The organism is Streptomyces aureocirculatus (assembly GCF_000720475.1).
Lineage (GTDB): Bacteria > Actinomycetota > Actinomycetes > Streptomycetales > Streptomycetaceae > Streptomyces > Streptomyces aureocirculatus.
Genome location: NZ_JOAP01000014.1, coordinates 127,399 through 144,365 on the forward strand (window position 1 = coordinate 127,399; position 16,967 = coordinate 144,365).

The following is a 16,967-nucleotide window of genomic DNA, read 5'->3' on the forward strand; positions in this document are numbered from 1 at the left end:
CACGCAGCGGGTCCCGGGGCGCGTCCGGCGACGCTCGCGGCGGCCCGCACCCAGCCGATCACGCCCAGGGCGAAATCCGACTACGCCAAGGGCGGAGCGGGAACTTCGCCAGGTGTCCGGGGCCTTGCATACAGTGGCAGGACTGGCAGCACTCATTGCGTATTTTGCGATCGAAGGGACGTACATGCCCATGGGTCACACGGCCACAGCCGAGACCGGCTCCGGCGGCCTGACAGCGACCGAGCACCGGCTGTCCAATGGCCTGCGCGTGGTGCTCTCCGAGGACCACCTGACCCCGGTCGCCGCGGTCTGCCTCTGGTACGACGTCGGCTCGCGCCACGAGGTCAAGGGCCGTACGGGCCTTGCGCACCTCTTCGAGCACCTGATGTTCCAGGGCTCGCAGCAGGTGCACGGCAACGGTCACTTCGAGCTGGTGCAGGGCGCCGGCGGTTCGCTCAACGGCACCACCAGCTTCGAGCGCACCAACTATTTCGAGACGATGCCCGCCCACCAGCTCGAGCTCGCCCTCTGGCTGGAGGCGGACCGCATGGGCTCGCTCCTGTCGGCGCTCGACGAGGAGTCGATGGAGAACCAGCGGGACGTCGTCAAGAACGAACGCCGTCAGCGCTACGACAACGTTCCGTACGGCACGGCTTTCGAGAAGCTGACCGCCCTCTCCTACCCGGAGGGTCACCCTTACCACCACACACCGATCGGCTCCATGGCCGACCTGGACGCGGCCACCCTCGAAGACGCGCGGCACTTCTTCCGTACGTACTACGCGCCCAACAACGCCGTCCTGTCGGTCGTCGGTGACATCGACCCCGAGCAGACGCTCGCCTGGGTCGAGAAGTACTTCGGCTCCATCCCCTCGCACGACGGCAAGCAGCCGCCGCGGGACGGCTCGCTGCCCGAGCGCATCGGCAAGGAGCTGCGCGAGGTCGTCGAGGAGGAGGTCCCGGCGCGCGCCCTGATGGCCGCCTACCGCCTCCCCGAGGACGGCACGCGCGCGTGCGACGCGGCCGACCTGGCGCTCACGGTCCTCGGCAGTGGCGAGTCCTCGCGTCTGTACAACCGCCTGGTGCGCCGTGACCGCACCGCCGTCACGGCCGGGTTCGGCCTGCTGCGCCTCGCCGGTGCGCCCTCCCTCGGCTGGCTGGACGTGAAGACGTCCGGCGACGTGGAGGTCCCGGTCATCGAGGCCGCAGTCGACGAGGAGCTCGCCAGGTTCGCCGCCGAGGGCCCCACTCCGGAGGAGATGGAGCGGGCCCAGGCGCAACTGGAGCGCGAGTGGCTCGACCGGCTCGGCACGGTCGCGGGCCGCGCGGACGAACTGTGCCGGTTCGCCGTCCTCTTCGGAGACCCCCAGCTCGCCCTCACGGCCGTGCGGCGCGTCCTCGACATCACCGCCGAGGAGGTCCGGGAGATCGCCGAGGCCCGGCTCCGCCCGGACAACCGCGCGGTGCTCGTGTACGAGCCCGTCACCCCCGAAGACGCCGACCACGAAGCCAACGAGGAGGCGGCGAAGTGACCGAGGCCGCAACGATGGAGTTCCACCCGCAGCCCCAGGCGGGCACCGCCAAGCCCTGGGCGTTCCCGGCCCCCGAGCGCGGCGCGCTCCCCAACGGCCTCACGGTGCTGCGCTGCGACCGCCCCGGGCAGCAGCTCGTCGCCGTGGAGGTCCACCTCGACGCGCCCCTGGACGCCGAACCGCAGGGCCTGGACGGTGTCGCCACGATCATGGCGCGGGCCTTCAACGAGGGCACCGACAAGCACTCCGCGGAGGAGTTCGCCGCCGAGCTCGACCGCTGCGGCGCCACGCTCGACGCGCACGCCGACCACGCGGGCGTCCGCGTCTCCCTCGAGGTGCCCGTCTCCCGTCTGCCCAAGGCGCTCGGCCTGCTCGCCGACGCCCTGCGCGCACCCGCGTTCGCGGACAGCGAGGTCGAGCGCCTGGTCCGCAACCGCCTGGACGAGATCCCGCACGAGAGCGCCAACCCGGCACGCCGCGCGGCCAAGGAGCTCTCCCGGCAGCTCTTCCCGGCGTCCTCGCGGATGTCCCGCCCCCGCCAGGGCACGGAGGAGACGGTCACGGCCATCGACTCCGCGGCCGTACGCGCCTTCTACGAGAAGCACATCCGCCCCGCCGCGGCCACCGCCGTGGTGGTCGGCGACCTCACCGGCACCGATCTGGACGCCGTCCTCGCGGACACGCTCGGCGCCTGGACCGGGGGAGCGGCCGAGCCGCGCCCGGTGCCCGCGGTGACCGCGGACGACCGGGGCCGCGTCGTCATCGTGGACCGTCCCGGCGCCGTGCAGACGCAGTTGCTCATCGGCCGCGTCGGCCCGGACCGGCACGACCGCGTGTGGGCCGCGCAGGTCCTCGGCACGTACTGCCTCGGCGGCACGCTCACCTCGCGTCTGGACCGCGTCCTGCGCGAGGAGAAGGGCTACACCTACGGAGTGCGCGCCTTCAGCCAGGTGCTGCGTTCGGCGCCGGACGGCACGGGCGCCGCGATGCTCGCCATCAGCGGCTCCGTGGACACCCCGAACACGGGCCCGGCCCTGGAGGACCTGTGGAAGGTCCTGCGCACGCTCGCCGCGGAAGGGCTCACGGACCCCGAGCGGGACGTCGCCGTGCAGAACCTCGTCGGGGTCGCCCCGCTGAAGTACGAGACCGCAGCCGCCGTCGCCGCCACCCTCGCCGACCAGGTCGAGCAGAACCTGCCGGACGACTTCCAGGCGCGCCTGTACCGCCAGTTGGCGGAGACCGGCACGGTGGAGGCCACCGCGGCCGTGGTGAACGCCTTCCCCGACGACCGCCTCGTGACGGTCCTCGTGGGTGACGCCGCACAGATCGAGGAGCCCGTGAAGGCGCTCGGCATCGGTGAAGTGAGCGTGGTCACCGGCTGATTCCGCAGCCCGGGAGGCATGTCTCCGGAGGCACGTATCCGGAGGTACGTATCCGGAGACAGCCAGCCGGAGACAGCCAGCCGGAGACAGCCACCCGGAGGCAGGCAATCCGAGGCGGAAGAACAGGGACCCCAGCGACGCAAGATGTCGCTGGGGTCCCTGCATGCCGCCATATGTCCGAATTGATGGGGAGGTTGCTCGTCTGCCCTGTGGCGTGCGCTACAAAAGTGCTGATCCGTTTGTCCTTTGAAAGAAGAGACGTTTAGCGTCGGTCCGGCTGTCCGTCAGGCACCACGCCGCGCCCGCGGCACCGGACAGTCATCGCCGAGTCCCCGTACGGCGCGAGCCAGGGGAGCCGGGGACCCACGTCCCTGGGGTGAATCGGACCCCTTGCCGCGAGGCGAGGAGCCCGTAGGAGACCTTCCTGCTCCGAACCCGTCAGCTAACCCGGTAGGCGAGAAGGAAGGAAAGGATCAGCCGCTTCATGGCGTTCATCCGCCCGACCGGCAAGCACCGCCGTCCCAGCCGTATCACGCGTACGACCGCCGGTGCCGCGGGTGTTGCCGCGCTCACCACCACCGGTGTCATCTCGGGTCTGGCAGCCCCGGCGCTCGCCGCCGAAGGAGCCTCCGCCGATTACGCGCACGCCGGCCTCACCCAGTCCATCTCCGTAGGCGACTCCCTGGCCGGCGAGATCGACGCCCAGGCCGCCGCCCAGAAGCAGGCCGCCGACGAGGCCGCCGCCAAGGAGAAGGCCGAAGCCGAGGCCAAGGCCAAGGCCGAGGAGGCCAAGCGCAAGGCCGCCGAGGCCAAGCGCAAGGCCGAGGCGAAGGCGAAGGCCGAGGCGCGGGCGAAGGCCGAGAAGGAGCGCGAGACCAAGGAGCGCGCCGCCCGCGAGGCCGAGCGCAAGCGCCTGGGCTCGTACGTCTCGCCGATCGCCGGCAGCTACGTCTCCACCGGTTACAAGACCGGCGGCGCCATGTGGTCCTCCGGCAGCCATACCGGCGTCGACTTCCACGCCGCGTCCGGCACGCAGGTCCAGGCGGTCGCCGCGGGCACCGTCGTCGAGGCCGGCTGGGGCGGGGCGTACGGCAACAACGTCGTGATCCGCCACAACGACGGCACGTACACGCAGTACGGCCACATGTCGTCCCTGAGCGTCACGGTCGGCCAGGCGGTCACCCCCGGCCAGCAGATCGGCCTCTCCGGCTCGACCGGCAATTCCAGCGGCCCGCACCTGCACTTCGAGGCCCGCACCGGCCCCGACTACGGCTCCGACATCGACCCCGTCGCGTACCTGCGCTCGCACGGCGTCAACGTCTGAAGTCCCACGGTCGACATCCGAAGTCCCCACGCGAAAGCCCCGGCTCACCCGAGCCGGGGCTTTCCGCGTACCGGAAACACACCCGAAACACCCCCAGGTACCCGCGCCCGTTGGCCAAAAGATATCCATGGATTACGCCCGCCCGTCGGAAAATCCGGCGAGCTGCAATAGAGTTCATGTCGGCAACTGGTCCATGTCGGCAGAGGTCCATATCGGCAGGGTCCGCGAAATCGTTGAAAGAGCGCCGTTCGAGGCGTCGGCCCGTGCGTCGGCCGCCGCGCCGACCGACGCGTTTCGCGGGCATCAAAGCGGAGGTCCGTCATGCGCGTTCCCGCGCAATCGGTGTGCACGGCCATCCGGGGCGACATCGTCTCCGGTGTCTACGAACGCGGCACGCGCCTCACCGAAGACCTGCTCGCCCGCCGCTACGGAGTCTCACGCGTCCCCGTGCGCGAGGCCCTGCGCACCCTGGAGGCCGAGGGCTTCGTCGTCACCCGCAGGCACGCGGGCGCCTGCGTCGCCGAGCCCACCGAGCAGGACGCGGCCGACATCCTGGAGATCCGCACCCTCCTGGAGCCGCTGGCCGCCGCCCGCGCGGCGCAGCGGCGCACCGACGCGCACCTGAAGGTCCTGCGGGGCCTCGTCCGGCTCGGCCAGGAGCGGTCCCGGCGCGGCGGCGCCGAGGAGCTGCGCTCACTCGACGGCTGGTTCCACGAGACGCTCGCCCAGGCCTCCGGGAGCCCCGGCCTCATCACTCTGCTCACCCAGTTGCGGCAGAAGATCACCTGGATGTACGTGGCCGAGCCGCAGGCCGCGCCCGCGGAGTCGTGGGCCGAGCGGGCCGCGGTCGTCGACGCCGTGGCCCGCAGGGACGGGGAGCGGGCCCGGGCTCTCGCCGCGCTGCACGTCGAACGGTCCGTCGTCGCGCACCGGCCGCGGCGAGGTGCCCGCACGGGGCGTGTGAGTGGTTCGCAACATCCCGTAAACACGGTGAGCGCGCGGAATTAACGGTGGCGCCGTATACAAAGAGGAACAATTTCGGACCCGGTAATTCGGGCTGCCCTTTTCCGGCTCACGAGTTCGCGAGTTCGCGAGTTCGCGAGTTCGGAAATCCCGGCCCGGTCCCGTCCCTTCGGTACGGTGCTTCTTTTCATCCCGCACATTCGGGATCGCGGAGCGCACGCACGGGCAGTGCATACGGACAGCCGAAAAAACGGTGGAGCCGCGCAGGCCCGACAGGCCCGCGCGGCTCCACCGCATCGCACCCGACCCGGTCGGGCGCGCACTCAGACGGTCTCGGGAAGCTCCTCGAGCCCCTCAGCCACCAGCTTCGCCAGCCGGTCGAGCGCGGCGTCCGCACCCTCGGCGTCCGAAGCGAGCACGATCTCCTCGCCGCCCTGCGCACCGAGACCGAGCACCGCGAGCATCGAGGCGGCGTTGACCGGGTTGCCGCCGGCCTTGGCGATCGTCACGGGAACGCCCGCGGCCGTGGCCGCACGGACGAAGATGGAGGCGGGCCGGGCGTGGAGGCCCTCGGCCCAGCCGACGTTGACGCGGCGCTCAGCCATGTGTTGCTGCCCTTCCAGGTGTCTCACACTTGTCTAGACCAGTGTCTCATGCCGACCCGGGTGCACCGGACTGCCATCGTCCGGATACCTGTCGGCACCGCCCGACCGTACGACACCGCCGACCGTACGACACCGCCTCGTGGAGCAGCGGAGCAGCCCGCCGACCGCCGTCCGGCGCCTCCTACCTTGCCCCGGCCCCGGCTGCCGCGCGACCCGTACCCTGGCCCCATGCAGACCCCGCCGGACCGGCATGCCTACCCCTCCCACTGGGAGGCCGACGTGGTGCTGCGCGACGGGGGCACCGCCCGGATCAGGCCCATCACGGCCGCCGACGCGGACCGTCTCGTCAGCTTCTTCGAGCAGGTGTCGGACGAGTCGAAGTACTACCGCTTCTTCGCACCGTACCCGCGCCTCTCCGCCAAGGACGTGCACCGGTTCACCCACCACGACCAGGTGGACCGCGTGGGGCTCGCCGTCACCGTGGGCGGCGAGTTCATCGCGACCGTGCGCTACGACCGCATCGACGCCCAGGGCCGCCCCGCGTCGGCGCCCGCGGACGAGGCCGAGGTCGCCTTCCTCGTCCAGGACGCCCACCAGGGCCGGGGTGTCGCCTCCGCGCTGCTCGAACACATCGCGGCGGTCGCCCGTGAGCGCGGTATCCGGCGCTTCGCCGCCGAGGTCCTGCCCGCCAACACCAAGATGGTCAAGGTCTTCACGGACGCCGGCTACCAGCAGAAGCGCAGCTTCGAGGACGGCGTCGTCCGCCTCGAACTCGACCTGGAGCACACCGACCGCTCCGTCGCCGTCCAGTGGGCCCGCGAACAGCGCGCCGAGGCCCGCTCCGTGCAGCGCCTCCTCGCGCCGGGATCGGTCGCCGTCGTCGGCGTCGGCCGCTCCCCGGACGGCGTCGGCCGCGGTGTCCTGCGCAATCTCCTCGGCGCGGGCTTCACGGGCCGCCTGCACGCCGTCAACAGCGCACTGCCCGAAGGCACCGCCGAGGTCGAGGGCGTGCCCGCCCACCGCTCCGTGCGCGACATCGCCGAGCCCGTCGACCTCGCCGTCGTGGCCGTAGCGGCCGAACACGTCCCGCGGGCCGTCACCGACTGCGGCGAGCACGGCGTGCAGGGGCTCGTGGTGATCTCCGCCGGATACGCCGAGAGCGGCCCCGAAGGACGTGAGCGGCAGCGGGAACTCGTCGGCCGGGCCCGCTCGTACGGTATGCGCCTCATCGGGCCCAACGCCTTCGGAGTCATCAACACCTCCCCCGAAGTGCGCCTCAACGCCTCCCTGGCGCCCGAACTGCCCGCCGCCGGGCGCCTCGGCCTGTTCACGCAGTCCGGCGCCATCGGCATCGCGCTCCTGTCCCGTCTGCACCGCCGCGGGCGCGGCCTGTGGGGCCTTTCCACCTGTGTCAGCGCGGGCAACAGAGCGGACGTCTCGGGCAACGACGTACTCCAGTACTGGTACGACGACCCGGACACCGACGTCGCCCTGATGTACCTGGAATCCATCGGCAACCCGCGCAAGTTCACCCGCCTCGCCCGCCGCACCGCCGCCGTGAAGCCGCTCGTGGTGGTCCAGGGCGCCCGGCACAGCGGCATCGCACCGGCCGGGCACGCGGGCGCGGCCACGCGCCTCCCGCACGCCACGGTGTCGGCGCTGCTGCGCCAGGCCGGGGTGATCCGTGTGGACACCGTCACCGAACTCGTCGACGCCGGGCTGCTGCTCTCCGGGCAGCCGCTGCCCGCGGGGCCGCGCGTCGCCATCCTCGGCAACTCCGAGTCGCTCGGGCTGCTCACGTACGACGCCTGCGTCGCTGAAGGCCTGCGGCCGCTGCCGCCCCGGGACCTCACGACCGCCGCCGCCCCGGAGGACTTCCGTACGGCGCTCGCCGCCGCCCTCGCCGACGAGGCGTGCGACGCGGTGGTCGTCACCGTCATCCCCTCCCTGGGCGAGTCCACCCGCCAGGGCGAGGACGCCTCCCTGGCCGCAGCCCTGCGCTCCGCCGCCGCGAGCTGCCCGACGAAGCCGGTCACCGTCGTCCACGTGGAACTCGGCGGCCTCGCGGAGGCCCTGTCGGCGGCGGCCAGCACGGGGCCTCGGGCGGCCGCGGGGGCGGATCCTGCTGGCGGGAGGCAGCTCGCGGGTGCGCCTCCCACCGGGGACGGGATCGGCACCCCCCAGGGAGGCGGAGCGACCCCGAGTGTCGAGCCCGACCCGGGGAGCGGGGCCACCCTCACCGGCAGGGAAGCCGCCCCCACCGGCAGCGAAGCCGCCCCCACCGGCAGCGAAGCCGCCCCCACCGGTAGGGAAGCCGCCCCCACCGGCAGAGGAGCCACCCCCACCGGGGGAGCCCACCGCATTCCCGCCTACCCCGCCGCCGAACGCGCAGTCCGCGCCCTCGCCGAAGCCGTGAAGTACGCCCAGTGGCGGCGTGACATCGCCGAGCCCGGCAAGGTGCCGGAGTACGACGACATCGACGAGCAGGGGGCGGGTGAGCTCATCGGGCGGCTGTTGGGGGAGGGCGGGGACACCGGGGGGATCACCCTTGACGCCGAGGCGGCCCGGGACCTGCTCGGGCGGTACGGCATCGACGTACGCGGGGCCCTGCCCGCGCCCGACGCGGACTCCGCGGTGCTCGCCGCTCGCCAGGTCGGTTACCCCGTCGCCGTCAAGACCACGGCGCCCCACCTGCGTCACCGCCCCGACCTCGGCGGCGTCCGCCTGGACCTCGCCGACGAGGATCAGTTGCGGCGCGCGTACCGTGAGCTCACCCAGACCCTCGGCAGGCCCGCCGAGCTGCGTCCGGTCGTCCAGGCGATGGTGGCCCGCGGGGTGGACACCGTCGTGCGTGCCGGACACGACCCCGTCGCCGGCGCGGTCCTGTCCTTCGGGCTCGCCGGCGCCCCCTCCGAGCTCCTCGGCGACACCGGCCACCGGCTGATCCCGGTCACCGACCGCGAGGCGGGCAACCTGGTCAGGTCCATCCGGACGGCACCGCTCCTGTTCGGCTGGCGCGGCTCGGCCCCGGTGGACGCCCCGGCCCTCGAAGAGCTCCTGATGCGCGTCTCCCGGCTGGTCGACGACCACCCCGAAGTGGTCACCGTCTCCCTGGAGCCGGTCGTCGTCGCACAGAAGGGCCTCTCCGTGCTCAGCGCCACCGTCCGCCTCGCCCCGCCACCGGCCCGGGACGACCTGGGCCCCCGCACCCTGCCCGCCTACTGACCCCGGCCGGGCGGGGCGGGGCGGGGCCGTGCGGCCACCGGGCACCTCGGCCACGCGCCGGGTCGTAGGATGGGCGGCATGGCAAAGACCGGTACGACGACCCAGGGGCTGCGCGCAGCGATCGAGCGCAGCGGCTATTACCCGGCCCTCGTGGCCGAGGCGGTGGAGGCCGCGATCGGCGGCGAGACCATCGGGTCGTACCTGGTCCACCAGGAGACCACGTTCGACGCGAACGAGGTCCGCAGGCACGTGACCGTCCTCGTCCTCACGGACACCCGTTTCATCGTCAGCCACACCGACGAGCAGGCCGCGGACTCCACGTCCCCGACGCCGTACGCCACCACCTCCACGGAATCCGTGAAGATCGGCCGTATCTCGTCGGTCGTCGTCAGCCGTGTCGTCGCCAACCCGGAGAAGTACGTTCCGGGATCCGTGCCCCGCGAGGTCGTCCTGACCATCGGCTGGGGCGCCGTGTCGCGCATCGACCTGGAGCCCGCCGCCTGCGGCGACCCCAACTGCGAGGCGGACCACGGCTACACCGGCAGCTCCACCGCCGACGACCTCAGCCTGCGCGTCAGCGAAGCGGGCGACGGCCCCGACACCGTGCGCCAGACCCTGGCCTTCGCCCAGGCGCTCTCCGAGGCCACCGCGGCGGGCACGGACACCGGCCGCTGATGGCGCACCCCACCGCCTGGGACGACATCCAGCCACTCGCCCTCGACACCGCACCCCGACCCGAGTACGGCACGGGCTCGCTCGCCGACCTGCTGCCCACCCTGGTCGCCCACCAGGGAGTCGACGGCTTCACCCCGCTCGTCCCCGAGCTGGCCCCCGCCGACCGGGCGTGTGTCTTCCTGATCGACGGCCTCGGCTGGGAGCAACTGCGCGCCCACCCCGCCGAAGCCCCCTTCCTGACCTCGCTCCTCGGCTCCTCGCGCGGTGGCACCGGGCGCCCGATAACCGCCGGTTTCCCGGCCACCACCGCGACCTCCCTCGCCTCCGTGGGCACGGGCCTGCCGCCGGGCGCCCACGGCCTGCCCGGGTACGCGGCCCGCAACCCCGACACCGGCGAGCTGATGAACCAGCTCCGCTGGAAACCCTGGACCGACCCGCACGCCTGGCAGCCGTATCCGACGGTCTTCCAGCGCGCCCACGACGCGGGCGTCCACACCGCCCAGGTCTCCTCGCCGACCTTCGAGCACACCCCGCTCACCAAGATCGCCCTCAGCGGCGGCACCTTCCGCGGCCGCCTCTCCGGCGAGGACCGCATGGACCTCGCCGCCGAACAACTCGCCGCCGCCGACCGCGCCTTGGTCTACACCTACTACGCCGAAGTCGACGGCAAGGGCCACCGCTTCGGCGTCGACTCCGACCCCTGGCGCGGCCAGCTCATGTACGTCGACCGGCTCGCCCAGCGCCTCGCCGAACAGCTCCCGCCGCGCAGCGCGCTCTACGTCACCGCCGACCACGGCATGGTCGACATCCCCTTCGGCGACGCGTCCCGCATCGACTTCGACGAGGACTGGGAGCTGAGCGCCGGCGTCGCCCTGCTCGGCGGCGAGGGCCGCGCCCGCCACGTCTACGCGGTGCCCGGCGCCGCGGCCGACGTTCTCGCCGTCTGGCGCGACGTGCTCGGCGAGCAGTTCTGGGTGGCGAGCCGGGAGGAGGCGATCGCGGCGGGCTGGTTCGGCCCGCGGATCGACGAGCGCGTCCACGGCCGCATCGGTGACGTCGTCGCCGCCGCCCACGACGACGTGCTGATCACCGCGTCGAGGAACGAGCCGAAGGAGTCCGCACTGGTCGGCAACCACGGCTCGATGACCCCCGCCGAACAGCTCGTACCGCTCCTCGAAGTACGCTCCTAGCGCCGCCGGGACCTGCGCGCCACCGGCATCCCCGGCAGGCCCGTGACCGTCGGCCCCTCCCCACTCCCCGCGACCGCGAAACAACCGAAAGGTTCTCGACTTCCCATGCCTGAGCTGGTGTTCTTCTCCGGAACGATGGACTGCGGGAAGAGCACCCTCGCGCTGCAGATCGAGCACAACCGCTCGGCCCGCGGGCTGCAGGGCATGATCTTCGCGCGCAACGACCGCGCGGGCACGGGCAAGCTCTCCTCGCGGCTCGGTCTGGTCACCGAGGCGATCGAGGTGGCCGACGACCTCGACATCTACGCCTATCTCGTCGACCACCTCTCACGCGGCTCCCGCGCCGACTACGTGATCGCGGACGAGGCCCAGTTCCTCGCCCCCGAACAGATCGACCAGCTCGCCCGCGTCGTCGACGACCTGGGCCTCGACGTCTTCGCGTTCGGCATCACCACCGACTTCCGCTCCAAGCTGTTCCCCGGCTCCCAGCGCCTGGTCGAACTCGCCGACCGCGTGGAGGTGCTCCAGGTCGAGGCGCTGTGCTGGTGCGGCGCCCGCGCCACCCACAACGCCCGCACCATCGGCGGTGAGATGGTCGTCGAGGGCGCCCAGGTCGTCGTCGGCGACGTCAACCAGGCGCCCGGCGAAGTGGGGTACGAGGTCCTGTGCCGCCGCCACCACCGGCGCCGCATGACGGCGGCCTCCGCCCGCGCGGGCGCCCTCTCGCCCGACGTCCTGCCGGTGGACACCCTGGAACGCTCCTAGACCGTACGGTGGTCGTCATGCGCCCTCACCCGGCGGCGTCCCTCCGCTCCGAGCGGATGAGGGTGAAGATCGCCCCCTCGGGGTCGGCGACCGTCGCGACCCGCCCGTACCTGCCGGGCTCCGGGGGCCGCACCACATGGCCGCCGAGCTCGACCACCCGCGCCGCCGACGCGTCCACGTCCACCGTCTCGAAGTACGTCATCCAGTGCGCGCCCCGGTCCCGCGGCAGTGCCTGTCCCACCCCGCGCACCGACGCCACGGGACGGCCCTCCAAGGACAGCGTCAGGTAGTCCAGGCCGGGTGTGGTGGCCGCCGCCTCGGTGAAGCCGAAAATCGTCCGGTAGAACTTCGACACCTCCACCGTCTCGCGGGTCAGGAGCTCGTTCCACGTCACCGTGCCCGGCACCCCCGCGACACCCGCGCCGATGTGTGCCGCCGCCTGCCAGATGCCGAACACCGCACCCGCCGGGTCGAGGGCGACCACCATCCGCCCCGCCCTGCCCGCTTCCAGCGGCCCCACGCCCACCGTGCCGCCGCAGTGGCGCACCGTCTCGGCCGTCACGTCCGCGTCGTCGGACGCCAGATACGGGGTCCACACGATGGGCAGTTGCCGGTCGGGCAACTGCCCGATGCCCGCCACCTCGTATCCGTCCAGCATGGCCCGCACATAAGGGCCGAGCTGATGCGGCCCCGGCCGGTACGTCCAGCCGAAGAGCGCCGCGTAGAACTCCTGGGTCGCGGCCACGTCGTGGGCCATCAGGCTCACCCAGCAGGGCGTGCCGGGTGTGTGCCGCGCGCCCAGGTCGCGCGAGTCGTCCGGCCACCGTGCCTCGGTCATCGTCACTCTCTCCTCGGGCCCTCGTGACTTCGGCGGCCCGGCACGTCGGAGTCTCCCAGGACGATCGACAGAGTCCGAAAAGCGTCATCTGTCGTTCGTCGGTTGTCATCCGTCGTCGCCCGGCCGCTGCCACTCCGCTTCGCTTCACTGTCCGAACGCGCGTGCTTCCGCCGCGCGTATGCCCGTCCGTGCAGATGCTCGCACCACCAGTCGCCGAGCGCGCTCCGGCCGCGCCGCGCTCATGGGCTTCCTCGCGGAGGATGCCCGGTTTTGCCGTTCTCATCCGTTAACGCGCGATGGCAGGGCTGTGTCCATCTGCAGTACGCGGTGTGCACGTTTCTGTACGCCGCGTGTCCGGGCGTGGTCCGGCCGAGCAGGCTATCCGGAGCTGAGCGCTGCGGCCACCCCGTACGCAAGGATGGGAGCCATGAACGTCATCATCTCCACATCCGAACTCGCGAGCGACCTGGCGGGCGGTGAGCCGCCGGTCCTGCTCGACGTCCGCTGGCAACTGAGCACGGCGAAGGCGGCCGGTGAGCCGCCCTTCGACGGCCGGGCCGAGCACGCGGCGGGGCACATCCCGGGGGCCGTTTTCGTGGACCTCGACGCGGATCTCGCGGGCGCCGCGGGGGCGGGCGGCCGTCATCCGCTGCCGGATCTCGGACACTTCGGTTCCGTCATGCGGGCGGCAGGGGTTTCGGCCGACCGGCCGGTGGTGGTGTACGACGGCGGGCAGGGCTGGGCGGCCGCCCGGGCCTGGTGGCTGCTGCGCTGGACCGGCCATCCGTCGGTGCGGGTCCTGGACGGCGGGCTCGCCGCGTGGGCGGGCGACCTGGAGTCCGGCGAGGTGACCCCGGCGGCCGAGGGCACCTTCGTACCCGAGCCCAACTCCGTGGACCTCCTGGACGCGGACGCCGCGGCGGCCCTCGCCCGCTCCGGTCTGCTCCTGGACGCCCGCGCCGCCGAGCGCTACCGGGGCGACGTGGAGCCGATCGACCGGGTCGGCGGCCACATCCCCGGCGCGGTCTCGGCGCCCACGGCGGAGAACGTCGCGGCGGACGGCCGCTTCCGCCCCGTTGACGAGCTGGCGACCCGTTTCAAGTCCCTCGGCGCTTCCAGCACTTCACCAGTGGGCGTGTACTGCGGCTCAGGCGTCTCCGGAGCCCATGAGGTCCTCGCCCTCGCCGTGGCGGGGATCCCGGCGGCGCTGTACGTCGGGTCGTGGTCGGAGTGGTCGTCGGACCCGGCGCGGCCGGTGGCGACGGGGCCGGACCCGCAGTAAGGGGCGTGGCGCACGCGGGCGGGGCGGCTCAGGGTGGCTCGTAGTGGCCGTTGAGGGGGCGTGCGCGGAACGCCGCCGTTGATCGCCCGGCCGCTTTTGGGAGCAACGAGTGAAGGGCCTGTGCGCATATTGCGTACAGGCCCTTCACTAGGTTCTCACCGGGTCAGGTCACTTCTGTCCGGTCGGTCCCGTCCGGTCACTCCTGCTTCTTGCGCCGGGTGCCGAACACGATCTCGTCCCAGCTCGGCACGGCGGCACGGCGACCGGGGCGGACGCCGTCGGCCTCTGCCTGGCGGTCCGTGGAGCCGACGAGGCGGTCGCGGTGGCTGGCCACGGCCCGCGGCATCAGGACGTCCGCGTAGGCGGAGCCGGCCGAGGCCGCCGTGGCCGGGGGCTCCTCGGCCTCCGGCTCCTGCTCGGGCTCCTCCTGTGCGGACGGCAGTTCGGCGGGTGTCGTGGCGGGCCGCTCCGGGACGACCATGTCGCCGCGGAAGCTCGGGACGGCCTCCAAGAGGCTGGTGAGCGAGTCGCGTTCCTGCTCGGCGACCGCCGCGGGCGCGACGGGCTCCGGCTCGGGGTCGGGGCCGGGGGCTCCGGCCCGCTCCGGGGCGCGGTCGAGCGGACGGTCCCGGGGGAGCCGGGCGATGCGCGGCACGAACGGGAAGCTGGGCTCGGGCGCCGCGATGTCGTCGGTCTCGCCGATCAGCGCGCGGGCCTCGTCGTCGACGGCCTGGACGAGGCGCCGTGGCGGGTCGTACGTCCAGCTCGCGGAGTGCGGCTCGGTCGCCACGCGGTAGACCAGCAGGACTTCCCAGGTGCCGTCGTCGCGGCGCCAGGAGTCCCACTGGACGGTGTCCTTGTCGGCGCCGCGCAGCAGCAGGCGCTCCTGGACGGCCTCGCCGAGCTGGGGTCCGGTGTTCTCGCCGGGGCGGCGCACCGGGGTCTTCCTGGCGCGCTCGGCCATGAAGGCGCGCTCGGCGAGCACGGGGCCCTCGAAGCGGCGGACCCGGTCGACGGGGATACCGGCGAGCGAGGCGACTTCTTCCGCGCTGGCACCGGCACGTATACGCGCCTGGATGTCGCGGGGGCGGAGGTGGCTCTCCACCTCGATCTCGATCTGTCCGAGCCGCGGCCGGTCGCCGCGCACGGCGGCGCGCAGCCGTTCGTCGATCGGAAGCGTGTACTCCGTGCTGTCCGCAGCCTTCAGCACCAGCCGTGTGCCGTCGTTGCTGACGGCCACGACACGCAGTTCGGGCATGGGGACCTCCCGGGTGGTGCCTGCCGACGTCACGTGCGTCGCTGCTTCCGCTAGTCGAGTGTGGCCTGCCCGGGTGCAGCCTGCCACAACCTTGCCGAGTTGCCCGGCGTGTCGGGCGTGGGCCCTGAACCGCCGTTATGACACGGTTACCTATTCGCAACGCTGAGTGACTGATTTGGTCACCCTGGGCACGAGCCCCCATCCGGCGGTCCTGGCTGGCCCCGGGCACCCTGGCTGGAGACCGGACCCAGGGCTCGCAACACTACTCCATTCGGGCCACCCGGGTGGACCGGCACGCCGCCGAACTTCTCGGGGTGGAAGGGAGTTGGTGTCGACCCGTCCTGAGCGCGCCCCGCGTACGCGTGGCGCTCTTCACGAAACAGCCGGAAGCGGAACTATTCGCTTCGCGCGTACGTCCCTTTCTCAGTACCTCGCGTAGCTCATACGTGAACACGTAAGTCATACGTGATGTCGAGAAAGGCAGGCAAGGTCCGCAGATGCGTGAAAAGCCGGAACCCGGCGCGGAGCCGAAGGGTGTGACGGAGGGCGAGCCGAAGAAGAAGCGGTTCGATCTCAGCGTGCCGCAGGTGGCGGGGAGCGCCGTCGCGGCCGTGCTGGCCGCGAAGCTCGCGTCCTCCTTCGGCGTCTACGGAACGATCCTCGGCGCCGGCGTGGTGAGCACCATCGCCACCAGCGGCGGCACGATATTCCAGCACTTCTTCTCGCGTACGGGCGAGCAGCTACGCGACGTGGCGGTGCAGGCGAAACCGAAGGCCCAGCAGGTCCCGGTGACTTCGGCGACGCCGGTGCCGGAGACGTTCAGAGCGTCCACGTCAACGTCCGCGACCAGGTCCACGTCCGCTTCGACGTCGGCGGCGGCGTACGCGGGCCACGGCCCGGTCACCACGACCTGGGGGAAGGCAGCCGCGGACGCCGACCCGACGGCGGCACTCCCGGCGTTCGACCCGGCCGACCCGACCAGGGCACTCCCCGCGATCGAGGCCGCCGACCCGACGACGGCCCTCCCCAGAGTCGACCCGGCCGACCCGACGGCGGCGCTCCCCGTGGCCGGAACCGACCCCGAGCAGACCCAGCTCCTCGGTTCCGTGGACGCCACCCGGATGATGCCGCGCGACCGTCCGGGCGATCAGGAGACCCGGCTGCTGCGCCAGGCCGGACCCGCGACGCCCAGGGGCCCCGTGCCTCCCGCCGGTCCGGGCCCCGCCCCGGCCCCGCTCCCCTCGGACGAGTTCTCCGGGGCGACCACGCACCGTACCCAGACGCGTAGCTGGAAGCGGCCGCTGATCGCCGCGGCGCTGGTCTTCGGGGTCTCACTCGGCGGCATCACCACGTACGAGCTGGTGAGCGGCAAGAGCTTCAGCGGCGACGACAGCAGCACCACGCTGCGGGACGCCCTGACGAACCACGGTTCGTCGTCGAAGTCGGACGACGAGCCCGCCACCGACGACACCAAGGAGCCGTCGGGCGACGGCACGTCCGGGTCGGGCGACGGTTCGCAGCGGGGCAGCGGCACCCCCGAGGACCCGGAGAACAAGCCCTCACCCGGTGACGGCACCGGTTCCGGCGACGGGTCGGGGAACGGCTCCGGCCAGGGCGGGACCGACGAGAGCGGCAAGGGCACGGGAAGCGGCACCGACAAGGGCGACGGCAGCGGCAAGGGCTCCGGTGACGGCGGCTCGAAGACCGACCCGACGCCCACCCCCACGCCGACCCCGACTCCCACGCCGACCCCGACCAACGGCGGCGGCAACGGACCCGGCACCGGCACCGGCAACGGCAGCGTCCAGGAGCAGCAGCAGACGCCGGAGCAGTGACCGCGGGCCGCGCGGTCCGGGACCGGAACCGGGCCGCGCGGCTTCAGCCGCCGAGAACCCGCCGCGTGGCTTCAGTCGCCGAGAACCCGCCGCG

General features: G+C 72.7%; 13 protein-coding genes and 1 riboswitch. Of the genes, 10 read left to right on the plus strand and 3 right to left on the minus strand.

The window, feature by feature from the left end:
- Nucleotides 1-184: 184 nt before the first annotated feature.
- The 4 genes from IG78_RS0114990 (at nucleotide 185) to IG78_RS0115005 (ending at nucleotide 5,245) form a co-directional block, all read left to right on the plus strand.
- Nucleotides 185-1,531, plus strand: coding sequence for a M16 family metallopeptidase (locus tag IG78_RS0114990; RefSeq protein WP_030563189.1), 1,347 nt, complete (start codon nucleotides 185-187; stop codon nucleotides 1,529-1,531).
- Nucleotides 1,528-2,913 carry a M16 family metallopeptidase gene (locus IG78_RS0114995; RefSeq protein WP_030563191.1) on the plus strand — a complete coding sequence of 462 codons (1,386 nt, stop codon included), beginning with the start codon at nucleotides 1,528-1,530 and terminating at the stop codon, nucleotides 2,911-2,913. The genes IG78_RS0114990 and IG78_RS0114995 overlap by 4 nt, the downstream gene beginning before the upstream one ends.
- A 312-nt stretch (nucleotides 2,914-3,225) precedes the next feature.
- Nucleotides 3,226-3,384, plus strand: a riboswitch (cyclic di-AMP (ydaO/yuaA leader).
- A gap of 13 nt (nucleotides 3,385-3,397) precedes the next feature.
- Nucleotides 3,398-4,237 carry a M23 family metallopeptidase gene (locus IG78_RS0115000; protein WP_030563193.1) on the plus strand — a complete coding sequence of 280 codons (840 nt, stop codon included), beginning with the start codon at nucleotides 3,398-3,400 and terminating at the stop codon, nucleotides 4,235-4,237.
- Nucleotides 4,238-4,558: 321 nt separating this feature from the next.
- A complete protein-coding gene (locus IG78_RS0115005; protein WP_030563195.1) occupies nucleotides 4,559-5,245 on the plus strand; it encodes a GntR family transcriptional regulator in 687 nt (228 codons plus the stop codon).
- Nucleotides 5,246-5,523: 278 nt separating this feature from the next.
- On the opposite strand, the gene IG78_RS0115010 is transcribed toward IG78_RS0115005, so the two are convergent.
- Nucleotides 5,524-5,805 carry an HPr family phosphocarrier protein gene (locus IG78_RS0115010; RefSeq protein WP_030563197.1) on the minus strand — a complete coding sequence of 94 codons (282 nt, stop codon included), beginning with the start codon at nucleotides 5,803-5,805 and terminating at the stop codon, nucleotides 5,524-5,526.
- A 228-nt stretch (nucleotides 5,806-6,033) separates the two neighbouring features.
- On the opposite strand from IG78_RS0115010, the gene IG78_RS0115015 reads away from it, so the two are divergent.
- The 4 genes from IG78_RS0115015 to IG78_RS0115035 all read left to right on the plus strand — a co-directional run bounded on the left by IG78_RS0115015 (nucleotide 6,034) and on the right by IG78_RS0115035 (nucleotide 11,660).
- Nucleotides 6,034-9,030, plus strand: coding sequence for a bifunctional acetate--CoA ligase family protein/GNAT family N-acetyltransferase (locus IG78_RS0115015; RefSeq protein WP_030563199.1), 2,997 nt, complete (start codon nucleotides 6,034-6,036; stop codon nucleotides 9,028-9,030).
- Between the two features lie 78 nt (nucleotides 9,031-9,108).
- Nucleotides 9,109-9,705, plus strand: coding sequence for a DUF5998 family protein (locus IG78_RS0115020; RefSeq protein ID WP_030563200.1), 597 nt, complete (start codon nucleotides 9,109-9,111; stop codon nucleotides 9,703-9,705).
- The gene (locus tag IG78_RS0115025; RefSeq protein WP_030563202.1) at nucleotides 9,705-10,895 is read left to right on the plus strand and encodes an alkaline phosphatase family protein; all 1,191 of its coding nucleotides are present in this window, start codon (nucleotides 9,705-9,707) and stop codon (nucleotides 10,893-10,895) included. Before IG78_RS0115020 ends, IG78_RS0115025 begins: the two co-directional genes overlap by 1 nt.
- 105 nt (nucleotides 10,896-11,000) lie before the next feature.
- On the plus strand, nucleotides 11,001-11,660 hold the full coding sequence (locus IG78_RS0115035; protein ID WP_030563204.1) for a thymidine kinase: 660 nt from the start codon (nucleotides 11,001-11,003) through the stop codon (nucleotides 11,658-11,660).
- Between the two features lie 25 nt (nucleotides 11,661-11,685).
- On the opposite strand, the gene IG78_RS0115040 is transcribed toward IG78_RS0115035, so the two are convergent.
- Nucleotides 11,686-12,498 carry a VOC family protein gene (locus IG78_RS0115040; protein WP_030563206.1) on the minus strand — a complete coding sequence of 271 codons (813 nt, stop codon included), beginning with the start codon at nucleotides 12,496-12,498 and terminating at the stop codon, nucleotides 11,686-11,688.
- Nucleotides 12,499-12,925: 427 nt separating this feature from the next.
- On the opposite strand from IG78_RS0115040, the gene IG78_RS0115045 reads away from it, so the two are divergent.
- A complete protein-coding gene (locus IG78_RS0115045; protein ID WP_030563209.1) occupies nucleotides 12,926-13,780 on the plus strand; it encodes a sulfurtransferase in 855 nt (284 codons plus the stop codon).
- Between the two features lie 196 nt (nucleotides 13,781-13,976).
- Here IG78_RS0115045 and sepH read toward each other — a convergent pair whose 3' ends face one another.
- Nucleotides 13,977-15,038: a septation protein SepH gene (sepH, locus tag IG78_RS0115050; protein ID WP_030563211.1), complete on the minus strand. Its 1,062-nt coding sequence runs from the start codon at nucleotides 15,036-15,038 to the stop codon at nucleotides 13,977-13,979.
- A gap of 497 nt (nucleotides 15,039-15,535) precedes the next feature.
- On the opposite strand from sepH, the gene IG78_RS0115055 reads away from it, so the two are divergent.
- Nucleotides 15,536-16,873, plus strand: coding sequence for a hypothetical protein (locus IG78_RS0115055; protein ID WP_051852647.1), 1,338 nt, complete (start codon nucleotides 15,536-15,538; stop codon nucleotides 16,871-16,873).
- The last annotated feature ends 94 nt before the right edge of the window (nucleotides 16,874-16,967 follow it).